Below are 23,922 nucleotides of genomic sequence, written 5' to 3' on the forward strand. Positions count from 1 at the left end.
TCCTTCGCGCCGCTCAACCCGATCCAGCCCATCAGCGATTTTGGCCCCAGGGCAACGGCGCGATTGGCCCTAAGAATTCTCGAGATTGTGGGCAGCAGCGCGATCGAACCAACGGAGCAGCACGCGGGCTAACTTGCCCGAGTGGTGGCGAATCAGGCCCGTGTGGGGATCTTCGTCAATGACGTTGGCAATCACGATCCGGCGACCCAGACGCGCCACCGCTTCCCGATCGAGCTGAATGGGGTGGCTATGTTCGCGGGCATAGCGATCGAGGGTTTTGGGGGATGGGGGATTTTTTTGCACCAACACCGCATCAAACAATTTGTGACCACAGGCCTGGTCGATCGCCCGGATGTGATCCGAAACGGTGTAGCCCTCCGTTTCTCCCGGTTGGCTCATCACGTTGCACACATAGATTCGAGGAGCCGGACAACGGGCGATCGCCTCAGTAATTTCTGGAACCAACAGATTGGGGATCACGCTGGTGTAGAGGCTGCCGGGGCCAATGATGATGTAGTCCGCCGACTCGATCGCCTCGATCGCCCGGGGCACGGCCCGGGGATTAGACGGCGTGCAACCAATGCGGGCAATTTGCCCATGGGCCTCGCTGATGTTCGACTCGCCCTCCACGTAACGGCCATCGGTTAGCTCAGCCCAGAGCACCACATCCTCCAGCGTGGCCGGCAACACCCGCCCCTGCACCGCCAGGACTTGGGAACTGGCATCGATCGCCTGTTCCAAGTCTCCCGTGATGTCGCTCATGGCCGTCAAAAACAAGTTGCCAAAGCTGTGGCCCGCCAGCCCGCTGCCGGTGGTGAAGCGATATTGAAACAAAGCCGTCATCAGCCGCTCTTCCGCCGATAGGGCCGCCAAGCAATTGCGAATATCTCCCGGTGGCAGCACCCCAAAATCGCGCCGCAGCCGTCCTGAAGATCCGCCATCATCCGCCACCGTCACAATGGCCGTGATGTTGGCGCTGTATTGCTTGAGGCCTCGCAACAGGGTTGAGAGACCCGTGCCACCCCCGATCGCCACAATGCGCGGCCCCCGATTCAGCCGCCGATGGGTCAAGAGGCGATCGATCAACTCCTCATCCCCATCGGGCATCAGCACTTCCGCGATCGTTCCCAGGGTGCGTGTTTGTCCCCACAACACCAACCCCAACCCCCCCGCCAACACCAGCGGCCCAGAAACATTATTGGGAATTAGAGTGGCCAAGCGCCCCACAAACTCTTGCAAGAACTGAGTGGTGTAAAACACCGGGGTTTGCTTTGTCCAAATGGCCGCCCCAAACCACACCAATACCGCCCCGCTCGCACTGGTCAACAGCCAGCGCTTGACCAACAAACCCGGCGCAAGCCACTTCACCCATTGGTTAACCCGTTTGGGAGCGCGGCGCTGCAAAATGGCTCGCGGTAGGCTGCTGAGCCAGTGAACGGTTGAGTAGGACAGTCGATTCTTCAAGGGAAAGGTGGGGAAAAACGGACAAACGAAGCCAAGGCAAGCAGAATCAACAACAAGCACTGGGGCCACAACGGCGGCAACGGCAGCAGTTACCGGGATGCAGGGGAATTAAACCATTGGTGGGGGATCGGGTTCTGGCCAATGGCTACCGTCTCCTTCAAGCACGTATTCAAGAACATCTTTAAGGACGTAGGCTTAACACCCATGGATCCCCGTTGTTGGCGGTGATTGAGCCGGTGATTAATCCGCTAATCCTGAATCCCGATCGACCCAGCCTGGATCCGCAAACGGGCGGGCTAAAATGGCGAGCAACGGAATTAACCGTTTCCAACCGTCGTAATTTCCATGAGGATAGCGCGTTGCGGATTGGATCCCGGGATGAGTAGCCCGCTCGGTGGGCTGGCATGGCTGGGAATGCTGGCTGCTGGTCAGTCGGTCTGGTTCGTGCGGCGAGACCAGTTCAACCCATCGATCGCAACCCATTGGCCGTCAAATTTGCCGCGAGAGGTTCCCGCAATTCCACAGGGGCTTCCAGTAATTGCAGCGTGGCCCGCTCGGCATCGATCGCGACCGGAATCCCGATCGGGAGGGTGAGCTTGTCGGGCACATGGCCCAGGGCCAACCCCTGCCAACTGGGAATTCCCAAGGGGCGAATCCAATCATCCAGCACGCGGTTGAGGGAAAGGGCCGGCTCCCGATCGCCCGGACTCTCGCAGCGCGTGCATTGGGCAAACACGAACCCCGCCAACTGATCCAGCAAACCCGCCAGCTTCAGTTGCGACAACAGGCGATCGACCCGATAGACCGGCTCGCCCACCTCTTCCACCACCAAAATTTTGCCCGCCCACTGGGGAAGATAGGTGGATCCCACCATGGCCGCCAACACCGACAGATTCGCCACCACCAAGGGGCCCTGGGCTTGGCCGGGGTGAATCACTCGGTGGGTTTGCTGGGGCGGATTTTGGAGGGTGGCCGCTGTCCCTGCCATCAAAACCTGTTGCCAAGCGGCTGTGGAAAACGCATTCCAGCGAGAAGCGATCACGGGGCCATGGAACGTGACCAAGCCCGATCGCTCGTAATAGGCCAACAACAGGGCGCTGATGTCGCTGAAGCCCAGGAGAATTTTGGGGTGTGATCGCGCCAACTCCCAATCCAGCAAGGGCAAAATCCGCGCACAGCCCCACCCACCGCGCGCACAAATAATTGCTGCCACTTGCGGATCGGCAAAGGCCCGGTTTAAATCCGCCGCCCGGTCCCGATCGCGCCCGGCCAAGTAACCATCTCGATCGAATAAATGTCGCCCCGGAACCAGCCGAAATCCTTGCTGAGTCAACCACTGCCAGCCCTGCTGTAGGTCGGCTGCCGCAACGCGCCCCGCCGGAGCCACAATCGCGATCGTGTCGCCGGGCCGGAGCGATCGCGGCCGCAGCAGAGGCCGCACCGGGTTAGCCGTTGGCAATGGCGACAAGGGAGAATCTGCCGCCCTGGCCAGCGATCGGCCGTCGATTTGCGTAGCCAGGGCCAGAGCACCCAAACCCCTCAGCCAAAACCGGCGCGATCGCCCATGGTTGATCATCATTAATCGCTTTTTGAAAAAAGTTATGAATAGAAATGAGAACGGCTCCGCAGCCTGATTAGTAATTCATTTCATAATTCCATGATCATCCATTACCCAGTCCTGGCTTCAGACAATCTTTTGTTAAGCTAGACTGAGAATTAATTGCAATAATGCTAGGCTCATATTTCAATTAAAACGCCGATTATCCGGCCGAGGTGCGATCGCCAGCAGTCATCAGCAATCCTCGATCGACCCACCATCCCAGGCGCTCAGTGCCCTCGGGGCAGGCCCGGGAATGGGGTCACGAAAACAGCCGATCTCCCTGCGCAGACTGACAACCACCCCGAACCGGATTTTCATCAACCCGACATTGCCAGCTTCCATGAGACGTTTGACCCGCCGCGCCTTTTTGGCGACCAGCTCAATGGCCACCGCCGCCGTTGCGATCGCCCAGGGTTGCACCCCATCTTCATCCACTTCCAACAACGCCAACGGCAGTTCCAGCAATGGATCCAGCCAAAAAGTGTTGCGGCTCTATTCCGGCCGTCACTACGACAGCGACAAGGCTGTTTATGAAGGATTTGAACGCAAAACCGGCATCAAAATCGAATATATCTCCGATGATGCCGACAAGCTCATTGAGCGGATCCAAGCAGAGGGCAGCCATAGCGCAGCGGACTTGCTGTTAACGGTGGATGCGGGGCGATTATGGCGGGCTTCGGCAGAAGGCCTGTTGCAACCGGTGACTGCTACCCAGTCCCCCAGCCTTTACAGCGCGGTTCCAGAAAATTTGCGCCACCCGGAAGGCCAGTGGTTTGCCCTGTCGAAGCGGGCCCGCGTGATTATGTACAACAAGGAAAAGGTGCAACCCTCGGAACTCAGCACCTATGAAGCGCTGGCCGATGCCCGGTGGCGCAGCCAAATTTTGGTGCGCACCTCCAGCAACATCTACAACCTGTCCTGGGTGGGGGAAATGATTGCTGTCCATGGCGAGGCCAAGACGGAACAATGGGCCCGCAGCATGGTGGCGAATTTTGCGCGGCCACCGGAAGGCAATGACACGGCACAAATCATGTCCTGTGCAGCGGGCATTGGTTCGATCGCCATTTCCAACACTTACTATTTGGTGCGTTTGGCCAAGTCCACCAAACCGGAAGAGCGCACCGCCTTCCAACGAATTGGAGTCTGTTTCCCAAACCAGGGCGATCGGGGAACCCACATCAACATCAGCGGCGTGGGCTTGGTGAAAAATGCCCACAACCCCGAAGGGGCGATTCAGTTCATGGAATATCTGCTGAGTCCCGAAGCCCAAGAACTCTTTGCCCAGGGCAACAATGAATATCCCGTGCTGAAGGGCGTGGCTTTAGATCCGGAGTTGGCCAAGCTGGGAACCTTCAAGGAATCCACCGTGAGCGCCACCACCTTTGGCCGCAACAACGAGGTGGCGCTCAAACTGCTCGATCGCGCCGGTTGGAAGTAACGTTGCCATGGGCCAGGAACCCGCTCCCCGATCGCTTCCTCTGGTTTTGAGCGCCTTCGAGCCTCAGACCCTGCGGGGGTGGTCATGGGTTCATGGCCATTGCCGCTCGATCACTCAATCAAATTGACTAATTAACTTAACTTATTAAATTGATCCATGAGATCCAGTCATCGGATCAAAAATCCAGCGTCCCTTGTGCAAACTGCCACGAAATCGTTTCAGCAGGTCTTTCAGTAAGTCACTGAATTTTGCTAACTAGTGAGCTATTGTCGATCGCTCAGTTGCAGCTTGCGTTTGCCAAGCCAATTCGTGCTATCTCCGCAGGCGCAATGTAGCTTTTTTAGCCAGGTTGCTGAGGCGGAAACTCATAATCCCTGAAAATTGATTCAAAATTTAAATTTTCAATGTCAAAAAAGTTACAGACTGGTCTCAATTCATGGTTAATCTGTTGATCTCGTCAGGGCAAAATCTTTAGAAAATATTGAAGAAATATTACAATTATCTGAGAAAGCATCTGAAATTCATTCAGAATCATTTCGTTCAATAATGACAGTCATCTCACTTTCTTGATCAAAATCTGAAACGAGACAATGAAGGTTTTTGTTTACAGTCTCGGTCTCTCAAAATGGCAAAAATCTGATCAAGCTAAATGAGAATTGGTTTAGTCAACCCTCATTTTAAAAGCCAGTTTGGTCAGGAGTGAGGGATGGCAAATCAAAATTTTTCTTTATACTAAAGCAGTAACTAGGACAGTGACCTAAACTCAAGTTTCGGGCTTCTGATGAAATTCCCGTAACACTACTTCCCCTGAGTCTGAACCCATGACGAGTGCGCCCGGTTCCACCAACCCAGCGATCGCCCATCTTCCGGCATACCAGATTCTTGAGCTGATGTATGAAGGCACAAGAACACTGGTCTATCGCGCAGTGGAAAAGGCAACCCAGCGGTCGGTCATCATTAAAGTTCTGTCTCAGGAATATCCAAGTTTTGCAGAATTAGTCCAGTTTCGCAATCAATATACGGTCACCAAAAACTTACCCATTGATGGTATTGTTCACCCCCTTAGCCTCATTCCCTACGGCAATGGATATGGGTTGGTGATGGAAGATTTTGGAGCAATTTCCCTTGCTCAATATCTTCAAGACAATACAGTCACTCTCGTTGAAATTCTAGGAATTGCAGTTCGTTTGGTTGAAATTCTCCATGAATTGCATCAATATCGAGTTATTCATAAAGATATTAAACCAACCAATATTCTCATTGACCCCACATCCAAGCAAGTCAAGTTAATTGACTTTGGAATTGCTTCTCTGCTGCCGAAGGAAACGCAATCCCTCCAAAGTCCTAAAAGCCTGGAGGGAACCCTCGCCTATTTGGCTCCAGAACAAACGGGGCGCATGAACCGGGCGATCGATTATCGAGCTGATTTTTACGCCCTAGGAGTCACGCTCTATCAAATGTTGACGGGGGAATTACCGTTTAAGGGTCAAGATCCGCTGGAGCTAATTCATTGCCACATGACGCAAATTCCGCCAGCGGTGGATGTGTTGAACCCTCAGGTTCCTGGCATGGTGGCGGCAATTGTCAACAAGTTGATGGCCAAAAATGCGGAAGATCGCTACCAAAGTGCCTTGGGGTTGAAGCATGACCTGGAGCATTGTCTCAACCAATATGCCCTTCAAGGGCGGGTGGCGGTTTTTTCTTTGGGCGATCGGGACTTAAACGATCGATTCCTGATTCCCGAAAAACTTTATGGTCGCCACACAGAAGTTCAAGCCCTTTTAGATGCGTTCGATCGCGTGGCCCAGGGAGCCTCGGAATTAATGTTAGTGGCGGGATTTTCCGGCATTGGCAAAACTGCCGTAGTTAGTGAAGTCCATAAGCCGATCGTGCGGCAACGGGGCTACTTCATTAAGGGAAAGTTTGATCAATTTAATCGCAATATTCCTTTTTCGGCCTTTGTTCAAGCGTTTCGAGATTTGATGGGGCAGCTTCTCTCGGAATCTGACCAACAACTTGCCCAATGGCGCACGAAAATTTTGACGGCCCTGGGAACCAACGGGCAGGTACTGATTGACGTGATTCCTGAGCTAGAGCGGATTATTGGTTCGCAACCACCGGCTCCGGAGTTATCCGGCGCGGCGGCGCAAAATCGATTTAATTTGCTCTTTCAGAATTTCCTCCAAATCTTTACCCAAGCGACCCATCCCCTGGTTTTATTTTTGGATGATTTGCAGTGGGCTGATTCGGCCTCTTTGCAACTGATTAAGATTTTGATGGATGGTCATCCCTATCTTTTGCTATTGGGAACCTATCGAGACAATGAAGTCTCGTCTGCCCATCCGTTAATGCTGACCATTGAGGAACTGAAAAAAGCAGAGGTCACGCTGCAAACAATCACCCTTGCTCCCCTAGGGTTTCGCGATACTAACCAGTTGGTGGCGGAAACTTTGCATTGCGGCTTGGATCGATCGCGCCTGCTGACGGAGCTAATTTATCTTCGCACTCAAGGAAATCCTTTCTTTACGGCCCAATTTTTGAAGGCTCTCAAAGAAGATGGCTATATTTTGTTTGACCGAGAGCAAGGCGTTTGGGAATGCGATTTAGCACCCATCAGCACCCTGTCTTTAACGGACAATGTGGTGGAATTTATGGCCTTGCAGCTTCAGAAGTTGCCTACGGTTACCCAAGGAGTTTTGAAGCTAGCCGCTTGTATTGGCAACCAGTTTGATTTGAGCACCTTGGCCATTGTTTCTGAACAGTCAGAAACGGAGACCGCCGCAGCCCTCTGGAAAGCGCTGCAAGAGGGATTAATTTTGCCCCAGAGCGAGGTTTATAAATTCTATTTAGGTCAAGAAACCCCAGAGGCAACGGAAACAGAAACCACAGTGAGCGATCGGGCTGTTTATCGCTTTTTGCACGATCGTGTTCAACAGGCAGCCTATGCCTTGATTGATGACGACCAAAAACAGGCAACCCATCTTTGTGTGGGTCGGTTACTGTTGGAGCAACTTTCAGAGCGCGATCGGGAAGAGCGGATCTTTGAAATTGTTAACCACCTCAACGTGGGTCAAGCGCTCATTGCAGCACCCAACCAACAGCGAGAATTAGCCCAATTAAATTTCTTAGCCGGTTGCAAGGCCAAAGCCGCCACCGCCTATGCCGCCGCATTAACCTATATTCGCACGGCGATCGAGTTGTTACCAGAGGCGATCGCCCAAAAGGACTATGACCTCAGTTTTAGGCTCGATAAAGAACGGGCAGAAGTTGAATATTTGAATGGCAACCTGGAAGCAGCAGAAATCTGGATTCAAAGAGCCTTGGGCAAGGCGAAAACTTCCTTAGAAAAAGCCGATGTTTACAATATGTCGATCTTGCAATATACCTTGCAAGCCAAATATCCCGAAGCGATTCAAGCGGGCCGTCAAGGCTTAGCCCTCCTAGATATTGATCTGCCTGTTGATCACTTGGAAGCGGCCCTAGCCCAGGAATTAGGCCAAGCAAAAACATTGGCCAATCATAATTCCTTTGAGGTGCTGACTCAGTTGCCGATCATGACTGAGCCGGAGCAAAAAATGGCGATCAAGCTGTTAATTAGCATGGGGCCGCCCACCTATCGCTCCCATCAACGGCTGTGGTCGGTCATTTGTGCCAAGGCAGTGAATCTTTGTTTGCAGTATGGCAATACACCGGAAATTGGCTATATCTACCCGGCTTTTGGTGGGCTGCGGGGCTATGCCTTGAATAACTATCAAGGCACTGATCAATTACTGGATATTACCCTTCAGCTAATTCAGGCTTTTAATAATAAGTCCGCTGAAAGTGTGGCTTATCTGATGATTGGTAGTTCCTTACGCCATTGGTCAGATCCCCTCAAAATCGCCACGGAAGATTATCTATCTTCCTATCGAGTGGGGCTGGAATCGAGTAATTTGCAATACGCGGCCTATGCTTTTGGTCACAACATGTATTGCCGGTTTTATCAAAGCCTGCCCCTAGATCAACTATTTGATGAAATTACAGAATATTTAAACTTTAGTCGCAAGCATAAAAATCAGTGGGCGATCGATCTGATGTTAGGGGGTCTGTCGGTGGTTGCCAATCTCCTAGACCCGGAGTATGACCCAACGGATTTATCGATCGGCTGGGGCAAAATTCAGTCAGAGCTAGCCTACTTAGAGCAATGCCGGATCCACAAAAACTGGCAAGTTATTTGCATTTTTAATATCCTGCGCACTCAAGTTCTTCTGATTTTTGATCAACTGGAAGAGGCCTATTATTACGGTCAGCAGGCGGAATCAGAAATTATTAATGTGGCTCCTCAAGGACTATTGCCCTATGTTCATCACTGTTTTGTTTATGCACTGCTCTTAGCGGCTCGATATGAGCAAACCCCTGAAGAACAAAAAGCTAGGGATTGGACAACTATTATTCGCTATCGTGATCAGCTCAAAATTTGGGCCGATAACTGTCCCGAAAACTTCTTGCACCTTTACTTTTTGGTGAAGGCGGAAACCGATCGCCTCACCAATCAATATCCTGAGGCGATCGAGTCCTATGATTGGGCGATCGCCAACGCCAAAGGCATGGGCTATCTTCAGGAAGAGGCCCTGGCCAATGAACTGGCTGCGAAGTTTTATATGAGTTGGGGTAAGGAGAAAATTGCCGCCGTTTACCTCCAGGAAGCCTACTATTGCTATGCCCGCTGGGGAGCCAAAGCCAAAATTCGAGATCTGGAAATTCGCTATCCCAAATTGTTGCGACCAATTCTTCAGGCGAGTTCCACCTCGGTTGACTTTCTCAACACGTTGATGACCCTTACTTCGGTTAACCCGACCATCCACAGCAGTACGCGCAAAAGTGCTAGCAGCGCTCGGCTTAATCAAACCTTGGACTTTGCTAGCATTTTGCGAGCGTCACAGGCCCTTTCTAGCACTATTCAATTAGAAGAATTGTTGGGTCAACTCACGCAAATTATTTTGCAAAATTCCGGAGCAGAACGCTGCGTTTTGGTGTTGGCTGATGATCGTGGAAGCTGGCAAGTGCGTGCTACGGCCACACTGAAATCAACCCAACTGGGAAATGATCCTTTAACCGATCACAGTCAAGTGCCGGCCAAGCTCATTCGGTATGTAAAAAATACCCAAGAACTGATTGTTATTGATGATTTGGTTACGGATTTACCAGTAATCGGAAGTTACTTAAATCAACACCAACCGAAGAGCGTCCTCTGTTTGCCTATCCTGAATCAGGGGCAATTATTGGGTTGTTTGTATTTGGAAAATCGGCTAACTGCTGGAGTTTTCACCAATGATCGAGTGATTATTCTCAACTTCCTTTGCACGCAAGCGGCCATTTCTCTCAACAATGCCAAGCTTTATCAGCAGGTACAACAGTCTTTCACGGACTTACAGCAAGCGCAATTAAAGCTAGTTCAAAGTGAAAAAATGTCCGCTTTGGGAAGTTTAGTGGCAGGGGTAGCCCACGAAATTAATAACCCGATCGGCTGCATTATTGGCAACATTGACGCAACCCAAATCTATATTGAGGATCTCCTGGGCTTGCTAGATCTCTATGCTCAAGAGTTGCCGAATCCCAGCGCCCAAATTCAAGCGGAATTGGAAGCAGTGGATTTGGACTATGTGCGCGATGATGCCATGCAACTGATTCGGGCCATGAAGGAAAGTGGCGATCGAATCCGTGCCATCAGCAAGAGTTTGAGAACCTTCTCCCGAGCGGATACGGAAAGCAAGCAATTGTTTGATGTGCGTGAAGGCATTGACAGCACAGTTTTAATCTTGCGCCATCGTCTGAAGGGCAACGATCACCGACCAGCGATTCATGTGGCCACCAATTACGATCCAGTGCCCGAAATTTATTGCTTTCCGGGGCAACTGAACCAGGTGTTTATGAATTTGTTAGCCAATGCGATCGATGCGTTGGATGAGGCCAGTCAAGGGCATAGTTTTGCAGCATTAACCGCCGCTGCTCAGGCAATTTCCATTCGCGTCACGTCCGACCAAGCAACTGTTCAAGTCACGATCGCTGATAACGGGGTGGGAATCCCTGAGGAAATTATCGGCAAGATTTTTGACCAGGCGTTTACGACTAAAGCAGTGGGTCGCGGAACGGGGCTAGGATTGGCGATCGCCCGCCAAATTGTGGTGGATATCCATGGGGGCAGCTTGGAGGCGAAATCAACGGTTGGTCAGGGGACAGAATTTGTGATTGGCTTACCGATCGAGCGTCCCAATTAACCTGTAATCAATTGCGCATCGAATACATGGCTCATCGATCGCCCCCATGAATCGTTTCGCCCCAATGGATAGTTAATGCGATCCAGAATCTTAGCCAAGAAATTGGATGGCCCCTTGGCGCAATACTTCCCAGCCCGTCGGCCCCCAGCGCACCACGGTGGATGGTTCGCCGGAACCCACTTCCGAATCGCCCATGGCGGCCACTTCATCGGGGCTGAGGGTCAACAGTTCGGGAAATTCTCGGTTAATGTCTGCGATCATCCGTAGGGGAGGCTGCCCCGATCGATTCACACTGGTGGTGAGTAGCGGCCCCGTTTGCGCCAAAATCGCCTTGGCTACTTCACAGGCGGGAACTCGCAGCCCGATCGAGCGTGTGGGGCCCAAGATATCGTTCATGGGCGGCAGGCGATCGCTCTGGGCAGGCAACACAATTGTTAAGGCTCCTGGCCAATAGTCTTGGGCGATTGCCTGCCATTGGCCCAGATCGCCAGCCCGATCGTCCACATAGGGCCACAAATCCGCTGGCTGGGCCCCCATCAAAATCAGAGGCTTTTGGAAATCACGCTGCTTGGTGGCATAGACCGCCGGGGCCCGATCGGGCCGAGCCGCCAGGGCCGGAACCGTATCCGTAGGGAAACTGGCGAGGGCGGTTCCTGTCCGCAAGCCGGTGATTAGGGCTGAGAGGGTGACTTGGGGCACGCTGAGAACTCCTGGTGCGATCGCAACAGTTGGCCAAATCGGCGAGAAATGACAAGAAATTGGGAGAGATTAGGAAAAATTAGGGTGCGAGAACTGCGGGCGCTTGGCGCAACCGGGGGCAACCTAGCCACTGCATCAACCCCTAAACCTCATCATCTTCGTCATAGAACCGGGTGGAAAAAACCGGTTCAGACATCTTGCTCGTGGGAATCAGGGGCGGCTGTTCTGCGTCGAGGGAGTCTAGGGCCGGCAAATCAACCACCGTGGGAATGATCGGGGGGTCGGTGGTCACGTCCTTTTCCACATCCACCAGGGCATCCAAGTCCCGATCGGCTACCGTAACGGCAAAGTTATCCCGATCGCCCGCTTCATCTCGATCGAGCGGCTCTTGATCGAGCGGGTCGATCGCCGGGGGATTGAGCACCTCGGGGAGAGTTGGCGGCTGCGGTGGGTTTGGCTCCGAATCGGTCGCTTCGTCGGGATGCGCCGTGGGCCGATCGCTGGCCCGTCGAAACACCAAGTTGGTTTGACCATTCACCTCGATCGCTTCCACCTCGATCGTGTCGCCTTCGGTGAATGCGCCGGCCAGAATTTGATCGGCGATCGGGTTTTCCAATTCCTTTTGGATGGCTCGCTTCAGGGGGCGGGCCCCATACACCGGGTCGTAACCCACATCGGCAATGTAGGTTTTAGCTGATTCAGACAGGGCGATCGCAATTTTTTGATCGGCCAACAATCGCTCAATTCGCTTCATTTGAATGGACACGATTTGGCGCAAATTCCCCTTCGAGAGGGCTTCAAAAATAATCGTTTCATCCACCCGATTCAAAAACTCGGGGCGGAAGTGCGATCGCAAAGCCTTCAACACCCGATCACGCATTTCGTCATAGCCTTCCTCTTCCAGGCTAGATTTCAAAATATGCTCGCTGCCCAGATTACTGGTCATGATCAAAATGGTGTTCCGGAAATCCGCCACACGCCCTTGACCATCCGTTAAGCGCCCATCATCCAGCACTTGCAGCAAGATATTAAAAATATCCGGGTGCGCCTTTTCCACTTCATCAAACAAAATCACGGAATAGGGATGCCGCCGCACCGCATCGGTGAGCTGGCCACCCGCTTCATAGCCCACATATCCCGGCGGCGCACCTACCAACCGCAACACATTTTGCTTCTCCATATATTCGGACATATCAATCCGAATCATGGCATCTTCGCTATCAAAAAGCAGCTCCGCCAAGGCGCGGGCCAATTCCGTTTTGCCGACTCCCGTGGGTCCCAAAAACAGGAAGGAACCGATCGGGCGGCCCGGGTCTTTCATGCCAGCGCGGGCCCGGCGAATGGCGGCGGCCACGGCGGTGATCGCCTCCTGTTGGCCAATCACGCGATCGTGTAAATAGCGCTCCAATTGCAGCAGTTTTTGGCGCTCCGATTCCATCAACCGATTAACCGGAATGCCGGTCCATTTCGCCACCACTTCCGCAATATCCGCTTCCGTGACCTGCTCTCGCAACATGGGCACGGCCATTTGCGTTTGGATGGCCAACAATTGGGATTCCTTGGCGGCTCGTTCCTCTTGAATACGCTCTAGGTCGCCATACTTAAGCTGGGCTGCCAAATTGAGATCATAGTCCCGTTCCGCTTGTTCAACTTGTTTTTGCAGGGTGCTTTCTTGCTCTTTCAAATTGCCAATTTCATCGAGCAATTCTTTTTCACCCCGCCACTGTTGATCCAGCTCCGTTTGTTGACTCTGAAGGGTGCTAATTTCAGCTTCAATGCGCAGCAGTCGATCGCGCGAGGCTGTTTCGCCCTGCAAGGACAACCGCTCCATTTCCAATTGCCGCAGCCGCCGTTCGATCGTCTCCAGCTCCACCGGCTTGGAGGTGATTTCCATTTTTAATTTGGCGGCCGCTTCGTCCACCACATCGATCGCCTTATCGGGTAAGAATCGATCGGGAATATAGCGATTAGACAGTTGGGTGGCCGCCACCAAAGCCGCATCGGAAATCTTCACCCCATGGTGAACTTCGTAGCGCTCCTTCAGGCCACGCAGGATCGAAACCGTCACGTCGATCGTCGGTTCTTCCACCAAAACCTGTTGGAATCGCCGCTCCAGGGCCGGATCCTTTTCCACATGGGTGCGATATTCATCGAGGGTGGTGGCTCCAATGCACCGCAATTCCCCCCGCGCCAACATAGGTTTCAGCAGGCTGCCCGCGTCCATGGCGCTGCTTTGGCCCGATCCCGTGCCGATGATGGTGTGCAGCTCATCGATGAACAGCACCACGGAGCCGCCCGAGTGGGTCACGGCCCGCAAGACCGATCGCAGTCGCTCCTCAAATTCCCCCCGAAATTTGGCTCCGGCGATCAGGCTGCCCATATCCAGCACAATTAACCGCCGATTTTTGAGGGATTCCGGCACATCCCCATTCACAATCCGTTGGGCCAGGCCTTCCACCACGGCGGTTTTGCCCACGCCCGGCTCCCCAATCAACACCGGGTTATTTTTGCTGCGGCGTGAGAGCACCTGAATCACACGGCGAATTTCCTCATCGCGTCCAATCACCGGATCTAATTTGCCGGCCCGGGCTTGTTCGGTCAGGTCACGCCCAAAGCGCTCCAGGGCTTCCAGGGGATCTTCTTCTTTGCTCACGCTGTCGCGGGCGGGGCCAGTGGCTTCGGTCGATCGCTCCTGGGCCTTGATGGCGCTGCGAATTTCTCGAATGGCCGCCTCCACATCTTGAGGATCGACCCGTAGCGATCGCAGAATTTTGCGCCCCACCCGATCGTCATCGGCAAAGGCCAACAGCAGGTGATCAATGCCAATTTCCCGATCGCCCCAGGATTCCCGAGCCACATCCGCCCGATCGAGCAGGGCATCTAACCCCCGCCCCAGATAGAGCTGGTCACCCGCGCCGCCCCGGGGTTGCCGCTGGCCAAAATTTTCCAACTGCCGCGCCACCTGAGCCGGATCCAGTTGGGATCGCTCCAACACCACCGCCGCCGTGTCGTTAATCTCCAGCAGAGCCAAGATCACATGCTCCACCTCCAGGTTCTGCTGGCGCATCCGGCGGGCCACTTCTTGGGAATTAACGATCGCTTCCCAGGCTTTTTCGGTGAATTGATTGGGGTCGGTGGGCTGCATGGATGGCGCTAGGAAAAGTGAGCATGGCCCGATCGTAGTCGATCGGGAGTGCCTACGAGGACGTTGGCTATTTTAGGGGTTAATCAACAGCCTGAAGACAAGTTTGGGCGAGCTGCTCCGCTTGGGCCGGGTCGATCGACTCAGGCGTTGCCAAGACCTGGCCGTTGAGGCCGCTCCCTTGCCAATAGTCCACAAACTCCGGCGCAGCACCGCAGAGGATCCAGCGCGAGGGCGTTGCTTGGCCATAGGCGGTGATGGTTTCGATCGCCAGGGAAAACCCACCGGCCTTGAATTTGGGGTTCAAATCCCCGTCATATTCAAACTTGCTCAACATCAACTGCACGGCCCGCAAGGCTCCGGCATCAAACCCGGGAGCATCGGTCAAGGTACGGGCCCGAAACACCGGCCGCAAGGTTCGGAAAGGAATGCGCACCGTTTGCCAAATGTTGTAGACCGTATCAAAAGAGGCGCAGTAGCCAATGCCGTCCCAGCGGGATTCCGCACGCAAAATGAGCTTGTAGCGTTGGCCATCGCCCTTAATGCGCAATTCCAACCCCTCAAAGGCCGACAGATTAATCGGCTCCTGAAAATTGCGGGTGCGAATGGAGGCGAACCCCCCGGAATTGTCGGTGGAAACATTGCCCGCAAACAGGCCATACCCATTAAACAGACGCAGATCGCTGCTGCTGACTCCGCCCATCACCACATCGTCGATCGCCCCCCAAACTTGGGCCAGTTCGGGGCTGGGTTGCCGAAAATCACAAACCATTTGCGGCGATCGTTGGGGCGCTCGGGTCGATTGAGCCGCGCGATCGACCCAGGCTTCGGGGGCCGCCGCTCCAAAAATCAAAATTGCCGCCGCCTGTTCGATCGGCGCTTCAGCCCATTGCTCAAGGGTCAGCCAATGGAGTTGGGGATCGGCCGGGAGCCGGGCCCGATCGACTCCCAAGGCCCAAACCTGATAGTTCCGTTGCAGGAGCAAGCGCACCACCCGCCGGCCCACATCCCCACAGGCCCCCCACACCAGGGCGATCGGGCGCGCAGTCTGGGCTAAAGACGGTTCCATCCAATCCACCTTGGCCTGTGTCCCCATCAGTTTTTGTACCCAACCAAAATCACCAATCACGGGAAACACCCCAAAATAGCGCAGGGTGCTGACGAATCGATCAAATGCCCAAGTTGCCATTGGTTTGCGTGGGGTGAATCAACGATTTAGGAAAAGACTCGATGCAGTGGACTGATTGATCCTGTGAACTGTATTGATCCTAATGATTTCCACCAATGCTTTGCGGAACCATGGGCCGTGATTTAGCCCAATCGATGGCGCAACCAAAGGGCCATGAGCGGCAAAGCCACCCGATATCCCAAATCGGGCCCGTAAACCAAGCCCTTTTGTTGCAAGCTGGCCAGGGCCCCTTGCAGGCCGCCCCCCCGCGAAAGGCGGTGTTTTTGGACATATTCCCGCGCATGGGGGCGATCGGTCGGATCCAACGCCAAACTTTCCAGCAGCCGCACTTGGGAATCGGGCAGCAACAACAGCAAGGATTCAAACGTGGCCGACAAGTCCTCCACTAACCCGATCGCCGCGCGATCGACCTGCTCCGCCGTAATCGCCACCGGGGTCGCCGTCGATCGGCCCCGTTGCCCCGCCAACACATCGAGCCAAATCCGCCGGGCCAGGGCGATCGACTCGCCAAAATGGCCCCCCGCATTCAGGGCAAACCGTCGAATCGCCTCCGGAGTCCAATGCAACCCCAGCCGATCGCTCCGTTCCCGCAACCAGGGTTCCAACTCCGCCGCCGACAGGGGAGGCAGCAACAAAATTGCCAAATTGTGATCGGTGACCCACTCATCGGCCGTTGTCGCAATCAGGGCATAGCTCACTCGGGTTTGCCGCTGAATTTCGGCCCGCAAATATTGCTCCCAGCGCCCGTCACGATCCCATGACCTAAGGTGGGGTAAGTTGGCCAAAACCATCACCACCCGATAGTTCAGCCCATCGGCTAACTGTTGGGGCAAGGCCAGCAAAGATTGAAAACTCGCCCACTGATCGGCTGTGGGCGGCAACCACAGTTCCGGTCGATGACCCCAGCGGATGGTGGCCCCCATGGTTTCGGCCCAGCGTTGCAGGGTTTGGCGCTCCCGTTCTTGGCGGCAGGCTTGCAAAATACCCGTGGCCAAGCAGTCCACCAATCGCTCCGGACTCACGGCCCGCAAGCAATCAATTTCCATGACTTGGGCCCCCAAGCTGGCGGCCGCATAGGTCAAAAGGGTGCGCCGACCAATGCCCGGCACTCCGGCCAACAGCACGTCGCCATCCGCTTGCAGAATTTGACACAACTGCTCCCGATCGCTCACGCGGCCCACCAAATAGGGCGGAATAAAGGGATTCAGCGGGGGGCGATCGGGAAATGCATTCGCAGCCGCCACGGGCGAAAGGATGACCATTTTCACAACCTCAGCCAAACCAGTGACGGACTTCAATCAAGATCGATTGCGATCCTGATAGCACTATATAATAGTGCCAGCCGATCCCGCTGACTCATCTCGCCTTAGGGGATCGCAATTTTTAGCGACCAACGCGACCAAAGCCCATTTGCAAATTTTCTGATCCCAAACCCCGCGATCGCCCACCATCCCACTAGAGCGATCGGGTTTGGTCACCCACCCCCTCCAGATCTATGACTATTGACTCTCCTGCCCGCACGGCCACCCCCAACGCGGCGGCAGCCAAGCCCGTGGCCTGGCATTCCCTGGATCCACAAGCCGCGATCGAGCAGTTGCAAGCCCGACCCGAAACCGGCCTCAGTTCCGCCGAAGTGCGCGATCGGCTGGCCCAATACGGGCCCAACGAACTTGATGACGGCGGTGGCCGCAGCGTTTGGGAAATTCTGTTGGGTCAGTTTGGCGACATCATGTTGCTGATGCTGATCGGGGTTGCCTTTGTGTCCGCCGGCCTGGATTTGTTTGAAGGTTGGCAAAGCACCCAACAGGCCAACCTCAGCTTGGCGGAAGGCTTCCAACAGGGCAAATTTCCCTTTCCCAAGGATGCCTTGGCCATCTTTGTGATCGTGATTTTGAACGGCACGTTGGGCTATTTGCAGGAGAGTCGGGCCGAAAAAGCCCTATCCGCCCTCAAAAAATTGTCATCCCCCCGAGTTCGGGTGCAGCGAGATCAGCAAATCTTGGAAGTGGATGCCAAGGAACTGGTTCCCGGCGATGTGATGTTGATTGAAGCCGGAAACCAGGTGGCCGCCGATGGCCGAATTTTGGAACTGGCCAATCTGCAAATTCAAGAAGCCGCCTTGACCGGGGAAGCCCATGCGGTGGATAAGCAGGTGAATTTGACCCTGGATCCGGAAACATCCCTGGGCGATCGCCTCAACCTGGTGTTTCAAGGCACGGAAGTGATTCAGGGCCGCGGCAAGGTGCTGGTCACGGAAACCGGAATGCGGACGGAACTGGGCAAAATTGCCACCATGATCCAGTCCGTGGAAGCGGAAGAAACCCCCCTGCAACAACGGATGGAGCAGTTGGGCAAGGCCCTGGTCACTGGCTCCATGGTGTTGGTGGTGCTGGTGGTGGTGGGTGGAACCTTTGCCCTGGGCTGGGAAAACTTCCGCAAGCTGTTGGAAGTGTCCCTCAGTATGGCGGTGGCCGTGGTTCCGGAAGGATTGCCCGCCGTAATTACCGTGACGTTGGCCTTGGGAACGCAGCGGATGGTGCGCCGCCATGCCCTGATTCGCAAGCTACCGGCCGTGGAAACCCTTGGCTCGGTCACCACCATTTGTTCCGACAAAACCGGGACGCTGACCCAAAACAAGATGATTGTGCAGGCCCTAGAACTGTGCGATCGCTCCGTGCGGGTCACGGGCCAAGGGTACGAACCCTTCGGCTCTCTACAACCGGTGGATGCGACGGGCCCAGTGGGTGAGCCGATCGCCGCCGAAACCTTGGCCCAGGAAGCGCCGGACGTATACTTGCTGCTGTCGGCCTGCGTGCTCTGTAACGATGCCATTTTGCAGTGCGACAAAACCGTAACCGATCGGGGCAAGTCGCCTTGGATGATCATTGGTGACCCCACCGAAGGAGGGCTGTTGGCCCTGGCCGGCAAAGGCAACCTGAGCCAAGAAGAGTGGACGAAGCGCTATCCCCGTGCCGCTGAAATTCCGTTTTCGTCCGATCGCAAACGGATGAGCGTGTTTGTGCGCACCGATCAGGCCGGGCCCCTGTCGTTGACAGCCATCACCGGCCCCGCCAAGGTTTTGATGGCCAGCAAGGGATCGCCAGAATTGGTGCTGGAACGGTGCGATCGCGTCCAAAGCGGTGTTGAGGCCCGTCCCCTGACCTCAGCCGATCGAGCCGACATTTTGGAGCGCAATAACCAACTGGCCAGCAAAGGGCTACGGGTCTTGGGCTTGGCCTACAAACCCTTGGATCAACTGCCCCCCGAAGCCAACAATCATTCACCGGAACCGAACGGCTCCGCCACCGACCCCGAACAGAACCTAATTTGGCTCGGATTGGTGGGCATGATGGACGCGCCGCGCCCGGAAGTGAATGAAGCCGTGGCCCGCTGTCGCATGGCTGGCATTCGCCCAATGATGATTACCGGTGACCACCAACTGACCGCCAAAGCGATCGCCCAAGAGTTGGGCATTTCCGCCGAGGGCGATCGGGTCTTGACCGGCACGGAACTGGAAAGGATGACCCAAGGGGAACTGGAAGAAGCCGTGGGCCGCGTTTCTGTCTATGCCCGCGTTTCCCCAGAACACAAGCTGCGGATTGTGAAAGCCCTGCAACACCAAGGCAAAATCGCCGCCATGACCGGCGACGGCGTGAACGACGCGCCCGCCCTCAAACAGGCCAACATCGGCATCGCCATGGGCATCACCGGTACCGATGCCAGCAAAGAAGCCAGTGACATGGTGCTGCTGGATGACAACTTCGCCACGATCGTTGCCGCCACCGAAGAAGGCCGCGTTGTTTATGACAACATCCGCCGCTTCGTGAAATACATCCTCGGCTCCAACATCGGTGAAGTGCTGACGATCGCCAGCGCTCCTCTGATCATCCCCATTTCCCAGGTGGGTGGCGATTTGGTGCCCCTCACGCCCCTGCAAATTCTGTGGATGAACTTGGTCACCGATGGGTTGCCGGCCTTGGCTCTGGCAATGGAACCCGCCTCCCCGGACGTGATGCAGCGGCCACCCCATGCCCCCCACGAAGGCATCTTCGCGCGTGGATTGGGGGCCTACATGGTGCGGATCGGGATTGTGTTTGCGGTGGTCACCATCGTTCTCATGGTTTGGTCCTATAACTATGCCCAAGGCACTGACCACCCCGAAAGCTGGAAAACCATGGTCTTCACGAGCCTTTGCATTGCCCAGATGGGCCACGCTTTGGCCGTGCGATCGGATACAAAGCTGATTGTGGAAATGAATATGTTCTCCAATCCCTATGTGCTCTGGTCGGTGACGCTCACCACGCTGTTGCAACTGGCGTTGGTTTACCTGCCGCCGCTGCAATCTTTCTTTGGCACTTCGGCGTTGGATTTCACGGAGCTGCTGGTTTGTCTTGGCTTCAGCGCCCTGATTGTGGTTTGGATTGAGGGCGAAAAGCTGTTCCTCCGTTGGTTCTGGAACAAGCGCTAGGCGATCGGCATTCAGCCGCAAGCAGTGAAATTACTGAAATCACTGGCATGAGCATGATGGGGGGGCGATCGCTCCCCTTTTTTATGGCTTGTTTTTAATGGCTTTTTGATGGCTGGTGGCGATCGAGGCCCAAAGCGCGATCGCCGCGAACAGAATCGCCTCCCTGAAGACAGCGGCCGGCGATCAAAAAATTGCTAAATGTAACGCGATCGCGCCAGTCTTCAGGTCTGCTGAACTGAAAGTTTAGATTTCTTTATCAATTCATGACCAATCACTGACATTCTTGATCATGATCTCGTCAGCAATCTTGAACACCCAAATGGCTCCATAGCAGGATTTCTGGCAAAAATTGCCCAAAATTCCCATTTTTAATTCTTTACTTACAGCAAAAAAGATTTATGAATAACGCTTTACGAAGTCAGTAGAATAGCAACATCCATAAGGCAGTAAGTATTCTTGCTCACCACCATCATGGCGGATCATTTTCCCTGGCTGACCGCGATCATTCTGTTTCCGCTGATCGCGGCCTTCCTGATTCCCCTCCTCCCCGATCGCAACGGCAAAACCGTCCGCTGGTTCGCACTCAGCGTCGGCGTATTGGACTTTCTATTGATGGTCTATACGTTCTGGACGCACTACGACTCCAGCAACTCCAGCTTCCAACTGGTTGAAAAATATCCCTGGCTGCCGCAAATCGGCTTTAGCTGGGCCGTCTCCGTTGACGGCATCTCGATGCCCCTTGTTCTGTTGGCTGGATTCGTCACCACGTTGGCCATGTGGGCCTCCTGGCAGGTCGATCGCAAGCCCCGGTTGTTCTATTTCCTGATGTTGGTGCTCTATGCAGCCCAAATCGGGGTGTTTGTGGCCCAAGACCTGCTGCTGCTCTTCATTCAGTGGGAATTGGAACTGGTTCCGGTGTATCTACTGGTTTCCATTTGGGGCGGTCAAAAGCGCCGCTACGCCGCCACCAAGTTTCTGATTTACACCGCTGCCGCTTCGATCTTTATCTTGGTTGCTGGTTTGGCCTTGGCCCTGTCCGGCGACGGCCCCGTCACCTTTGACATCGCAGACTTGGCCCTCAAGAACTATTCCTTGGGCTTGGAACTGTTGCTCTATGCGGGTTTGTTGATTGCATTTGGGGTCAAGCTAGCCATTTTCCCCATGCACACTTGGTTGCCGGATGCCCACGGGGAAGCTTCTGCGCCCGTGTCCATGATTCTGGCGGGTGTGCTGTTGAAAATGGGCGGCTATGGGTTGATTCGCCTGAATCTGGAATTGCTGTCCGATGCCCACATCTACTTCGCACCGGTACTGGCCATTCTGGGGGTGGTGAACATCATTTATGGTGCTTTTGCTTCCTTTGCCCAAACGAATATGAAGCGCCGCTTGGCCTATTCGTCCGTGTCGCACATGGGCTTTGTGTTGCTGGGCATCGCTTCGTTCACCGACTTGGGAGTCAGCGGCGCAATGCTGCAAATGCTGTCCCATGGTCTGATTGCAGCACTGCTGTTCTTCTTGGCGGGTGTGACCTATGACCGCACCCACACCCTGGCGATGGATCAAATGCGCGGCATGGGTCAACTGATGCCGAAGGTGTTTGCGCTGTTCACGGCGGGGGCACTGGCTTCCTTGGCACTGCCGGGGATGAGTGGTTTTGCCAGTGAGCTGGCGGTGTTTGTTGGGTTCACCAGCAGCGATATCTATAGCTCCACGTTCTGCACGGTGACGGTGTTCTTGGCCGCGGTGGGCGTGATTCTCACGCCGATTTATCTGCTGTCGATGCTGCGTCAGGTGTTTTACGGCACGAGTGCGGATCTGGCTTGCGAGGTGGGCAATGCGGGCCTGCAAAACCAGGATGTGGAAGGCGCAGTTTGTTTCGGTACCGATTGCGTGTTGCCGGATCAGGCCGTGTTCCGGGATGCCCGGAAGCGTGAGGTGGCCATTTCGATGGCGTTCCTGATTCCGATCGTGGCGATCGGGGTGTATCCGCAACTGGCCACGAAGGTCTATGACGTGAAGACGGTGGCCGTGAACTCGCAGGTGCGGGAGTCTTACACGATCGCGAAGGCCAATCCTGAGTTCTTTGCCCAGGGTCTGTTCCAACGGTCGATCGCCCAGAAGGTGGCTCAGGCTCCGACGCTGGCGGAATAGGGCAGTGGAACCGGGTTGGAAAATGCCCGGTTTCGCCGCTCGGTCAATTCATTGGTTAACTGAGTTAACTGAATAGACTTCGATCGGGGGTGATCGCTATCTCAAGAAGATGGTCGATCGCCCCTGATTCAGTTATCAGATCTGCAAAAATACAGCCCCAAAAAAATTACAGATCGAAAAAATACAGATCAAAAAAGGGAGCCGATCGACTCCCTTGCAAGCTATCTTTTCAAGCCGCATCCAGACTCATAAGCCTGGATTCAGGCATGATTAATTTGCTAAAGACACCCTAGGAAATTCCTCAGGAATTCCTAGAAGTTGCCTAGAAATTTCCTGGGAATCCTATTTCTGCATCCAGCTAAACATGGCCCGCAGATCCTTGCCGACTTCCTCGATCGGGTGTTCTGCTTCCCGACGACGCATGGCCGTGAAGCCAGCCTTACCGGACTGATTTTCCAACACGAAATTGCGGGCGAAGGTTCCGTCTTGGATATCCTTCAGCACCCGACGCATTTCATCCTTGGTTTCGTCAGTGATGATGCGGGGGCCCGTCACGTAATCACCGTATTCCGCCGTGTTGGAGATGCTGTCGCGCATCTTGGCCAAACCGCCTTCCACCACCAAGTCCACAATCAGTTTCACTTCGTGCAAGCACTCGAAGTAAGCCAACTCGGGCTGATAACCCGCTTCCACCAGGGTTTCAAAACCTGCCTTGATCAGGGCGCTCAAGCCACCGCAAAGCACCGCTTGCTCACCAAACAGGTCGGTTTCCGTTTCTTCGCGGAAGGTGGTTTCCAAGATGCCGCCGCGCGTGCCGCCGATGCCCTTGGCGTAGGCCATGGCCAGGTCACGGGCCTTGCCGGTTGCGTCTTGATAAACCGCAAACAGAGCAGGCACGCCTTGGCCTTGCTCATAGGTGCGGCGCACCAGATGGCCGGGGCCCTTAGGAGCCACCATCACCACGTCCACATCGGCGGGGGGAACCACTTGGCCAAAGTGAATGTTGAAGCCGTGGGCGAAGGCCAACAATTTGCCCGCGCTCAGGTTCGGCAGAATTTCGTTGCTGTAAACGGTCTTTTGCACTTCATCGGGCAGCAGAATCATGATGAAGTCGGCACGCTTGGCGGCTTCGGCCACGGACACGACTTCTAGACCGGCTTCCCGCGCTTTGGCGGTGGATTTGCTGCCTTCGTAAAGGCCGACAATGACGTTTACGCCGCTATCTTTGAGGTTAAGGGCGTGGGCATGGCCTTGGGAGCCATAGCCGACGATCGCGACGGTTTTGCCGTTCAGCAGGTCTAGGTTTGCGTCGTTGTCGTAGTACAACCGAGCCATTTGATTTCTCCTTCGGACGTGGGCCGTGCAAGGGGCATTGCAAGTGTTCGATCCTAGCGCAAAACGGCACGGGAACCGTTGGCCCGGCTCAGGTTGCCTGTGGGCCAAACGTCAAACGGTACGGGAACCGTTGATTTGGTTCAGGTTGCCCTTGGGGAACGCGATCGGGGATTGGTCGT

12 protein-coding genes are annotated in these 23,922 nt (G+C 54.7%); 5 read left to right on the forward strand and 7 right to left on the reverse strand.

Annotated elements, in window-relative coordinates:
- Positions 1-69: 69 nt before the first annotated feature.
- Positions 70-1,407 (reverse strand): gluconeogenesis factor YvcK family protein, encoded by a 1,338-nt coding sequence (yvcK, locus tag AMR42_RS11420; protein WP_234406959.1) that lies wholly within the window; start codon positions 1,405-1,407, stop codon positions 70-72.
- 281 nt (positions 1,408-1,688) lie between these two features.
- Here yvcK and AMR42_RS20465 point away from each other — a divergent pair, with 281 nt between their 5' ends.
- Positions 1,689-1,850 (forward strand): hypothetical protein, encoded by a 162-nt coding sequence (locus AMR42_RS20465; protein ID WP_158234455.1) that lies wholly within the window; start codon positions 1,689-1,691, stop codon positions 1,848-1,850.
- 74 nt (positions 1,851-1,924) lie between these two features.
- Here the strand turns inward: AMR42_RS20465 and AMR42_RS11425 are convergent, their stop codons facing one another.
- Entirely contained in the window at positions 1,925-3,043 is a 1,119-nt protein-coding gene (locus tag AMR42_RS11425; protein WP_099533586.1) for an LD-carboxypeptidase, read from the reverse strand.
- Positions 3,044-3,404: 361 nt separating this feature from the next.
- Here AMR42_RS11425 and AMR42_RS11430 point away from each other — a divergent pair, with 361 nt between their 5' ends.
- The gene (locus tag AMR42_RS11430; RefSeq protein ID WP_099533587.1) at positions 3,405-4,502 is read left to right on the forward strand and encodes a Fe(3+) ABC transporter substrate-binding protein; all 1,098 of its coding nucleotides are present in this window, start codon (positions 3,405-3,407) and stop codon (positions 4,500-4,502) included.
- Between the two features lie 821 nt (positions 4,503-5,323).
- Positions 5,324-10,759, forward strand: a complete 5,436-nt coding sequence (locus AMR42_RS11435) for an ATP-binding sensor histidine kinase (protein ID WP_099533588.1) — start codon at positions 5,324-5,326, stop codon at positions 10,757-10,759.
- Positions 10,760-10,849: 90 nt separating this feature from the next.
- Here the strand turns inward: AMR42_RS11435 and AMR42_RS11440 are convergent, their stop codons facing one another.
- From AMR42_RS11440 to AMR42_RS11455, 4 genes are all read right to left on the reverse strand, one after another.
- Positions 10,850-11,458 carry an L-threonylcarbamoyladenylate synthase gene (locus AMR42_RS11440; protein ID WP_099533589.1) on the reverse strand — a complete coding sequence of 203 codons (609 nt, stop codon included), beginning with the start codon at positions 11,456-11,458 and terminating at the stop codon, positions 10,850-10,852.
- 142 nt (positions 11,459-11,600) lie between these two features.
- Positions 11,601-14,603: an ATP-dependent Clp protease ATP-binding subunit gene (locus tag AMR42_RS11445; RefSeq protein WP_099533590.1), complete on the reverse strand. Its 3,003-nt coding sequence runs from the start codon at positions 14,601-14,603 to the stop codon at positions 11,601-11,603.
- Positions 14,604-14,682: 79 nt separating this feature from the next.
- On the reverse strand, positions 14,683-15,789 hold the full coding sequence (locus AMR42_RS21185) for a CIA30 family protein (RefSeq protein WP_234406958.1): 1,107 nt from the start codon (positions 15,787-15,789) through the stop codon (positions 14,683-14,685).
- A 122-nt stretch (positions 15,790-15,911) separates the two neighbouring features.
- Positions 15,912-17,051 carry a hypothetical protein gene (locus AMR42_RS11455; protein WP_099533613.1) on the reverse strand — a complete coding sequence of 380 codons (1,140 nt, stop codon included), beginning with the start codon at positions 17,049-17,051 and terminating at the stop codon, positions 15,912-15,914.
- 233 nt (positions 17,052-17,284) lie between these two features.
- Between AMR42_RS11455 and AMR42_RS11460 the strand changes: the two genes are divergently transcribed.
- Together AMR42_RS11460 and AMR42_RS11465 are read left to right on the forward strand one after the other, a co-directional pair.
- Complete coding sequence (locus AMR42_RS11460) at positions 17,285-20,257, forward strand: cation-translocating P-type ATPase (protein WP_099533591.1); 2,973 nt, start codon at positions 17,285-17,287, stop codon at positions 20,255-20,257.
- Positions 20,258-20,725: 468 nt separating this feature from the next.
- A complete protein-coding gene (locus AMR42_RS11465) occupies positions 20,726-22,408 on the forward strand; it encodes an NAD(P)H-quinone oxidoreductase subunit 4 (protein ID WP_099533614.1) in 1,683 nt (560 codons plus the stop codon).
- Positions 22,409-22,750: 342 nt separating this feature from the next.
- Here the strand turns inward: AMR42_RS11465 and ilvC are convergent, their stop codons facing one another.
- Entirely contained in the window at positions 22,751-23,743 is a 993-nt protein-coding gene (ilvC, locus tag AMR42_RS11470; protein ID WP_099533592.1) for a ketol-acid reductoisomerase, read from the reverse strand.
- Between the last annotated feature and the right edge of the window lie 179 nt (positions 23,744-23,922).

Origin of the sequence: Limnothrix sp. PR1529 (assembly GCF_002742025.1) — a bacterium.
In the GTDB taxonomy this organism is placed as follows: Bacteria; Cyanobacteriota; Cyanobacteriia; order CACIAM-69d; family CACIAM-69d; genus CACIAM-69d.